This window comes from Thiemannella venezuelensis (assembly GCF_014203605.1).
Lineage (GTDB): Bacteria > Actinomycetota > Actinomycetes > Streptosporangiales > Streptosporangiaceae > Planomonospora_A > Planomonospora_A venezuelensis.
The window spans coordinates 1-7587 of sequence record NZ_JACHJJ010000058.1 but is presented as its reverse complement, the minus strand read 5'-3'; the positions used below and the strand labels follow the sequence as shown (position 1 = coordinate 7587).

The window sequence follows — 7587 nt, the reverse complement described above, 5'->3', positions numbered from 1 at the left end:
CAGACCTGCCATCCACGTCCGAAGATCCTCAGCGGTCATCACGTCCGGCATACGATCAGACTAAACCACAACGAAGTGTTGTTGTAGTACTAGGCGCCGGCAACAAGCAGACGGGCGGGCCACCAGTACCGAAGGCCTTCCCCCGGGGCCCCACGCCCAGAACGCCCGAATCAAGAGCGAAGCGTGTAGAGCAGCTACCTGGCGGCTGGGGACACGCTTGGAAGCGGAGGGCCCACCAGGCGCCGCCCAAGATCAATTCCTACTTTGGGGCTGGGGCCACGTTCGGGAGTGGAGGGCCGTCTGATCGTCGCCGGCGGTGGCCAGGCGGTGGCCGTCAGAGCTCCACACCACCGCCAGCACGCGGTCGTCGTGGCCGGTGCGTGGGCTGGAGCGCGCCGGACGCCGCCGCCGTACGGTTGAGCGGACCGGCACGCCCGATCATCTCGCTCGCCGCAGCAGCAGCGCCCCCGCGGTCATCGCCGCCGCTGCAGCGGCGGCGGCCACAGCCGCGAGGAGGGCGGTGGCCGGGAACCCGAAGGCGCTGGAGAGGGCACCGAAGGCGAAGGGTGCGACGGTGGCGCCCGCGTACACGCCGATCTGGACGGTGTGTCCGGCGTCTTCGGAACGGTCGGGTACCAGGCGCAGGGTGGTCGCGAGCAGGAGCCCGGTCCAGCCCCAGCCCGCAGAGAAGGCGAGGATCGCGCCGAGAACGAACGTCGTCGGCGTCCCGATCGCGATCAGCGCCAGCCCGAGCCCGCCGGCGAGCATCATCGTGACGATCACCGCCCAATTGCGGTGAGGCGCCCGGTCGGTGAGCGCCCCGGCGGTGATTCGTACGGCGATGGCGAACAAGGCGCTGAGCGAGAGCAGGTTGCCCGTGACGATGGTGTCCAGCCCGGATCGGGTGCCCAGTTCGACGAAGTACGTGGCCACCGCGTTGTTGCCGGCCGCAGAGAGCGCCGCGGCGAGCGCCCAGAGCCCGAGTACCCGCCCGACCCTTCGTCGCTTGTCGCCGGCTTCGCTGGCCGCCTTCGGCCTTGTAGGCAGCGGGCGGCCGGGTGCCCGGGCCAGCGGAGCTAGCGCGGCCGGAACGAGTGCCCCGATACCTGCAAGAAGCAGGGCGGTCCGCCAGCCGTACGCCGGAAGGACCAAAGCGACGAGCAGGCCAGGGACGAGGGTACCCGCCCCCAGCGCCGCGCCGATGATTCCCGCAGCCAGCGAGCGCCGGTGTTCCGGGACGCGCGCTGCGATGAGGCGGCTAGCCACCGGCTGGACGAGTGCGTTGCTGAGCCCGCCCACCAGCAGTATCGCCGTCAGCATCCCCCAGTCGGTTACCTGCGACGCCGTCAGCATGACCGCCGAGGCGACCAGTGCCGCGACGGAGAGGACCATAGGGACCGGCAACCGCGCCGCCACCCGTTTGGCGGCGAGAGAGCCGAAGGCGGTGGCGGCGTAGAAGATGCTCATCGCCAACCCGATGGCGTTGGGGGAGATGTGGAGGTCTGCTTCGATCGTCGGGGCCAACGCCCCGACGGTGAAACCGGGCATCCCCGCCACGGTCGCGGTCAGCGCCGTTGCGATGATCCCGGGCCAGTGCCGTGCCACGGAGGAGCGGGCCGGCAGGCCGTGGATGATGGTTGTCATCGTCAGTCCTGTGCGGATCAGAGGTCCAGAGGGCGCCAGGCGGAGCCAGCGCCGTCCCGGCGGACCTGCCCGAAGACCGCATCGGCAAAGTGGATGCCAAAGCCGATCGTGTCAGGTTCTTCCAGGGCGGCGATGAGATGATGACGATGCTCGGCGGCCTGGACAGGGTCATGGTCATAGAGGCAGGACCATTCGGGGTGGTCCACCTGGATCGGTGAATGCAGGGCATCGCCGAAGGCGATCAGCCGGGTTCCACCCCCGGTGATGACGTACTGCGTGTGCCCGGCCGTGTGCCCGCCCGTGATCTGGACCCGCACGCCAGGAAAGACCTCCTGCCCGTCCGTTACCGTACGCACGCGCGGTGTCAGCATGGCGGCCTCCTCCTCGGTGATGCCGTGGGCAAGCAGGTCGCGCTGAGCCCATTCCGGTTCGGCCACCACGTACTCGGCCCGGGTGAACACGGGCTGGTCACTGCCTGGGGCAGGATGCCACGCCCAGCCGAGGTGATCGATGTGCAGATGGGAGAAGGCCACCGTCTCGATCTCTTCAGGTCTGCGGCCGAGCTCGGCCAGGCTGTCCAGCAGCGCGCCGCCGTAGACAGCACCATTCGGGCTTCCCGGCTCGGCTGGCAGCGACACTCGTCCCCATCCCGCATCGATCAACAGTGCGCGGTCGCCGTTTTCCACCAGGAGACCACCGATACTCGCCACAAGATGGCCGGAAGCATCCAGGTACTGCGGGTGGGCGGCCCAGGTCTCGTCGGTGGTGTCCGGTAGCCATCTGCCCGGTCTGCCCTGGATGGCCCCGTCCGGCACGAAGGACACCTTCGTCTCGCCCAGCCATACCGAGCGGATTCCCGCTGGCCGCCGCAAACGCTCGTCCTGGTCAACCGCGGAGTTCGCCATGATCGCATTCCCTTCTTCGAGGCAAGGTGTCGTCGCGTCGTCGGCGACCAGGGCCACCATAAGGATCAAGCTTGAACTAGTCAAGCTTGAAATATGCATGCTTGCATAGCTCAAGATTGGAATATTCTGGCTTGATGGATCGGCTAGGATGGAGCGCATGACCACGCCCCTGGAACCCCCGGCTATCGCCGAGCGCGAGCTGTGTGGCCTGGTGAACGGACTGGCCCAGCAGATCGCCGATCACGTGCGCGAACGCGCGATCACCTTGGGTCTCACCGCAGCCCAGGCGACCGCGCTGCGAGAGATGACCGGACCGATGACCATGCGGGAGCTCGCCGAACGCATGAGCTGCGAGCCTTCCAATGCCACCTTCATCGTCGACAAGCTCGAAAAACAGGGCTTGATCGAGCGCCGCGCGCACCCTACCGACCGTCGTGCCAAGCAACTCGTCCTCACCCTGGAGGGCAACGTCCTGCGTGAGCGGCTCCTCGAGCTCCTCGTCCAGGACTCACCACTGGCGGGCCTCACCGCCCAGCAGCAGCGCGCTCTTCAGGACCTGCTCGAACAAGCGATCATCCGCCCATGAGCTGACGCCCATACACTTCGCCGGCCTTCTCCCGAGCCCGGGCGATCAGTGTGGCCTCGGCGTTCATCTCAGAGGCAGGAAGGACGCGGCGACGATCGTGGACCCGGCCCGCGCGGCCGTCCCCGCCCACCTGGCGGCCCGCGGGATCTCGCACGTCCTGTTACCCGGCGCCCCTCGATACCCTGACCTTCGACGACGGGGAGGCTTCGGCGAAGAGGAGAGACGTGTCGGCGATCCGGCTGCTGGTGCTCGGCGCGGTGCGCGCCCGTGGCCGCGCGCACGGCTACCAGGTGCGGAGCGACCTGGAGGGCTGGGGCGCGCACGAATGGTCGACGGCCAAGCCCGGTTCGATCTACCACGCGCTGAAGCAGTCCGCCAGGCAGGGCCTGCTGCTGGCGCACGACGTCGCGCCGAGCGACGCCGGTGGGCCGCCACGGGTGGAGTACGAGCTCACCGGGCCTGGTGAGGAGGAGTTCCTGGCGTTGCTGCGGAAGGCGCTGTCCCGGGCCGATCAGCGGATCGACCTGCTCACCGCGGGCGTCGGCTTCCTCACCGCGCTGCCGCGCGCCGAGGCCGTCGGGCTGCTCCGCACCCGGCTGGCGGCGCTGGAGGCGTGGCGGGCCGAGGTGGACCGGCACTGGTCCGCCGAGCGCGCCGACGCGCGGGAGTGGGGCACGGTCGGGGAGATCATGAGCCTGTGGGTGCACTACTCCACCGGCGGTGCGGAGTGGACGCGGGGGCTGATCGAGCGGCTGGAAGCGGGCCGCTACGAGATGGCCGACTAGTCAACGTCGACTACTGGGGCGGCTATACTCGGCTTCGGTAGTCAAATTTGATTAGCTGGAGGTGCCGTCTTGGCCAACGAGGTGACCATTCCCCTGCTGCCGTGCGTCTCGATCGACGAGATCGCCGCCTTCTACGGGGTGCTCGGCTTCACCACCACCTACCGGCAGCTTCGCCCCAACCCCTACCTCGCGCTCCGGCGCGAGGACCTCGAACTGCACTTCGCCGGTATCCCGGGCTTCGACCCCGAGCAGTCGTACGGCAGTTGTGTCGTGCGGGTGCCGGACACCGGAGTGCTGCACCGGGCCTTCGCCGACGGCATGCGCGCCGCCTACGGGAAAGTGCTCGTGGCCGGGATCCCGCGGATGACCACGCCGCGGCGGCGTAAGAACGTCGACGGCCTGGCCGGGTTCAGCGTCGTGGACCCCGGCGGGAACTGGATCCGGTTCTTCCCCGCCCAGGACGACTCCGCCGCCCCGCCATCGTCGTCGAGCAAGCTCGGGGTCGCTCTCCAGAACGCCGTCGTCCAGGGGGACTCGCGGGGGGACGAGCGGCAGGCGGCGTTGATCCTCGACGGTGTCCTGCGCCGGACGGACGAGGCCGCCGCGCCGGCTGGCGACCTGGTCGAGGTGCTCCTCTACCGGGCCGAACTCGCCGGCCGTCTCGGCTCTCCCGAGCAGGCCCGTGCCTTCCTCGACCGCGCCCTGGCCGTCCCACTCGACCCCGCCACCCGCGCCCGCCTCGCCGTCCCACTCACCGCCGCCACCGATCTCACCACCGCCCTCCCATCCGACAAGCCTTAGATTCCCGACACACCCCAACACCCCGCACGGCCGAGCGACGACGTATCGATGCCAGGGTGTCCCCGAAACCGGCGAAGTGCCGACACCAATTGGCAAATCGGCACTTCTGATCTGGCGGGTGGCGTCGCGCGAGTCGGCCTCGAGAAGAGCGGGCGCGCCCCTCGGATTTAGGCGGAGCCGCTGCTCCCCAGCGCCGGGGGTCGGAGTGTGGCGGAACGGAAAACGTACGCTGTTCCTGTTCCCGCAACTCATCGCTGGCGCAGATGAGGTTGCTTCCTACGTCATCGGGTGAGCTCCTCCGCGGCTGCGGATTCGGCTGTGGGAGCCGGCCGGTTCTTCATGGTCAGGGCCAGGAGGATTGCGCCGGCTGTGAATACGGCTGCGACGGTAAAGGCCGCAGTGACTCCCTCAGTGAGGACCTGGTGGGCCGGTCCACGCGAAGCGCGCGTGGCTGCGCCGAACACCGTGACGAGGATGGCCAGCCCCAGCGCACCACCAATCTGCTGCATGACATTGAGCAGGCCGGAGGCGGCACCGGCATCCTCGGCTCGGATCCCGGAGGACAACACGGTGGTGGTTCCTACCAGCAAGATGCCCATGCCAAGACCGGCGATCATCATGGGGCCGAGCAGCGCCGTAGCGTAGTCGGCCTGGGGCGTCAGCTGCGTCATCCACAGGAGGGCCAGGCTGATCGCCCCGGCGCCGAGGCCAATCAGCGTCTTGGCACCCAGGCGCGGCAGCAGCCGGGCCGCCACACCGGAAGACGCCAGGATCACGAGGGCCAGCGGCACGAAGGCGAACCCCGCCTGCAGAGGGCTGTACCCGCGGACCTGCTGCAGGAACTGGGTGAGAAAGAAGAACATGCCATTGCCGGCGGCCAGGACGAACAGCAGCACGACGTAGCCGCCGGCGCGGTTGCGGTCAGCGAATAGCCGCAGCGGGACGATCGGCTGCCGGGCACGGGACTCGACGGCCACGAACAGGACCAGCAGGATGGCGGCCACGCCGAGCGCGCCGAGCGTGACCACGTCGCCGAAGCCCTGCTCAGCGGCGCGGATGAAGCCATAGACGAGGGCGGTCATGCCAAGCGTCGAGGTCAGCGAACCCGCCAGATCGAAGCGGCCCGGGTGGCGATCGGTCTCGGTGATGAACAGCGGGGCCAGGATCAGCAGGACGACGCCGATCGGCACGTTGATGAACAGCACCCACCGCCAGGAAATCCAGTCGGTGAGCATGCCACCGGCGATCAGGCCGATCGCGGCGCCGGAGCCGGAGACCGCCGCGTAAGCCCCCAGCGCCCGAGCCCTGCGTGCAGAGTCGGGAAAGCCTACGGTGATGAGGGCGAGCACGGTCGGTGCGGCAATGGCAGCGCCGATCCCCTGACCGGCACGGGCCGCCAGCAGCATCCCAGCCGACGTGGCCAGCCCTCCGGCCAGTGAGGCGAGGGTGAAGATGACGACCCCGCCGATGAGAGCCCGCCGTTGGCCGACGATGTCGCCCACGCGACCGCCGAGCAGCAGCAGACCGCCGAAGGCCAGCATGTAGGCATTGAGCACCCAGGACAGGCCGGCCGCAGAGAAGCCGAGGTCGTGCTGGATGTCGGGGAGGGCGATGTTCACCACGTTGATGTCCAGGATGAACATCGTCTGACAGATCAGAACGATGGCGAGCACCAGGCCGGGGTGGCGCTGGGAGCGGGAGACGTCGGCGGGCCCGGATCCCGCTGTCGCCACGTGCGTGCTCTGTTCGGTCACGGCACTCCTCAGGATGGTACGCAACGAAACGAGGAACATCCTCGGTTTGGCGTGGGCTAAGATATGAGGAGGTTCCTCGCTTTGGCAAGTGCGTGTGGAGGGTTCCCGTGGTGGATCGGTCAACGCAGGCCCGGCCCGCAGGGCGCAAAGACGCCCGACGCAATTACGAGCGGCTCTTGACGACCGCCCGGACGGCTTTCGCCGAGCACGGCGTCGGCGCCTCCTTGAACGACATCGCGCGCACCGCCGGTGTCGGCAACGTGACCCTCTACCGGCACTTCCCGACCCGCCAGGCACTGTTGGAGGCCTTGCTGGGCGAAAGCCTGCGCGGCCTGAAAGCCCGCTCGGATGAGCTGCTCGCCTCCCCATCCCCGCACCAGGCCCTGACCACCTGGCTGACGGCTGCGGTCGAGCACGCCATGGCCTACCGCGGCCTGGTCGACGCCCTCGTCGAGAGCCTCGCCGACCCCACATCCGAGCTCCACACCACCTGCCAAGCCGTCAAGGCCGCTGGGGCGCAACTACTGGCCAGAGCCCAGCGCACAGGGACGATCCGACCCGATATTGACGCTTCCGCTCTGTTCTCCCTGATCGCTTCAGTCGCCTGGGCGGCGGAGCGGATCCCCGCACATCGTGATCAGCTTCTGGCCGTCATGTTCGACGGGCTCCACCACCGGGTGGACCAGCCGGCCTAAACCTGCTGGTCCAATGAGGTGTGAACGGCGCAGCAAGCGAGCGGCGCCCATGCCCTGTTGCGGAATAGCCTTCGCTATCTGGCAAGATAGCGATCACCGGCGGGGTGCGAGCTGAGCGAGACCCGTCCTGCCCGGCCGCGTCCACCCTCGGGGGTGCCGAACTTGATCACCTCGGTCAGCACTTTCACGAGCCCGAAGCCGTCGCGCACCACGAGGCCATCTCCGGCACCCGCCATTATCGTCGGCGGCCGCAGCACCCCCAGCTCATTCATCGTCTCCACGGCGTCGCGCAGAGAGAGCTGCTGTGCGGGTGCTGCTGGTGCTAAGGCCTATCCTGTGAATCTTCCTCTCAGGAGGTCAGCCGGGTCACCGATGTCGTAGGCATGGTGCACCGAGGGGAGCTCACCGATCAGCAGT

At 68.5% G+C, this 7587-nt stretch carries 9 protein-coding genes; 4 read left to right on the top strand and 5 right to left on the bottom strand.

Annotated elements, in window-relative coordinates; translation table 11 throughout:
* Positions 1–252: 252 nt before the first annotated feature.
* The 3 genes from FHS22_RS39760 to FHS22_RS36930 are packed head-to-tail and all read right to left on the bottom strand — an operon-like array spanning position 253 to position 2609.
* The gene (locus FHS22_RS39760; RefSeq protein WP_377297735.1) at positions 253–432 is read right to left on the bottom strand and encodes a hypothetical protein; all 180 of its coding nucleotides are present in this window, start codon (positions 430–432) and stop codon (positions 253–255) included.
* A 6-nt stretch (positions 433–438) separates the two neighbouring features.
* Positions 439–1644 (bottom strand): MFS transporter, encoded by a 1206-nt coding sequence (locus FHS22_RS36935; protein WP_184948849.1) that lies wholly within the window; start codon positions 1642–1644, stop codon positions 439–441.
* Between the two features lie 17 nt (positions 1645–1661).
* Positions 1662–2609 (bottom strand): MBL fold metallo-hydrolase, encoded by a 948-nt coding sequence (locus FHS22_RS36930; protein WP_221474601.1) that lies wholly within the window; start codon positions 2607–2609, stop codon positions 1662–1664.
* Between the two features lie 97 nt (positions 2610–2706).
* Between FHS22_RS36930 and FHS22_RS36925 the strand changes: the two genes are divergently transcribed.
* From FHS22_RS36925 to FHS22_RS36915, 3 genes are all read left to right on the top strand, one after another.
* The gene (locus FHS22_RS36925) at positions 2707–3135 is read left to right on the top strand and encodes a MarR family winged helix-turn-helix transcriptional regulator (RefSeq protein ID WP_184948848.1); all 429 of its coding nucleotides are present in this window, start codon (positions 2707–2709) and stop codon (positions 3133–3135) included.
* A 224-nt stretch (positions 3136–3359) separates the two neighbouring features.
* Entirely contained in the window at positions 3360–3920 is a 561-nt protein-coding gene (locus FHS22_RS36920; RefSeq protein WP_184948847.1) for a PadR family transcriptional regulator, read from the top strand.
* Between the two features lie 69 nt (positions 3921–3989).
* Positions 3990–4721 (top strand): bleomycin resistance protein, encoded by a 732-nt coding sequence (locus FHS22_RS36915; RefSeq protein WP_184948846.1) that lies wholly within the window; start codon positions 3990–3992, stop codon positions 4719–4721.
* A 281-nt stretch (positions 4722–5002) separates the two neighbouring features.
* Here the strand turns inward: FHS22_RS36915 and FHS22_RS36910 are convergent, their stop codons facing one another.
* Positions 5003–6475, bottom strand: a complete 1473-nt coding sequence (locus FHS22_RS36910; protein ID WP_184948845.1) for an MFS transporter — start codon at positions 6473–6475, stop codon at positions 5003–5005.
* Between the two features lie 107 nt (positions 6476–6582).
* Here FHS22_RS36910 and FHS22_RS36905 point away from each other — a divergent pair, with 107 nt between their 5' ends.
* Positions 6583–7170, top strand: coding sequence for a TetR/AcrR family transcriptional regulator (locus FHS22_RS36905; RefSeq protein WP_184948844.1), 588 nt, complete (start codon positions 6583–6585; stop codon positions 7168–7170).
* Between the two features lie 74 nt (positions 7171–7244).
* On the opposite strand, the gene FHS22_RS36900 is transcribed toward FHS22_RS36905, so the two are convergent.
* A complete protein-coding gene (locus tag FHS22_RS36900; RefSeq protein ID WP_184948843.1) occupies positions 7245–7442 on the bottom strand; it encodes a hypothetical protein in 198 nt (65 codons plus the stop codon).
* Positions 7443–7587: the final 145 nt, after the last annotated feature.

Bases quoted from the DNA above. Each gene is read 5' to 3' on its own strand.
- FHS22_RS36935 (WP_184948849.1), bottom strand. From the start codon at position 1,644: ATGACAACCATCATCCACGGCCTGCCGGCCCGCTCCTCCGTGGCACGG.
- FHS22_RS36930 (WP_221474601.1), bottom strand. From the start codon at position 2,609: ATGGTGGCCCTGGTCGCCGACGACGCGACGACACCTTGCCTCGAAGAA.
- FHS22_RS36925 (WP_184948848.1), top strand. From the start codon at position 2,707: ATGACCACGCCCCTGGAACCCCCGGCTATCGCCGAGCGCGAGCTGTGT.
- FHS22_RS36900 (WP_184948843.1), bottom strand. From the start codon at position 7,442: ATGAATGAGCTGGGGGTGCTGCGGCCGCCGACGATAATGGCGGGTGCC.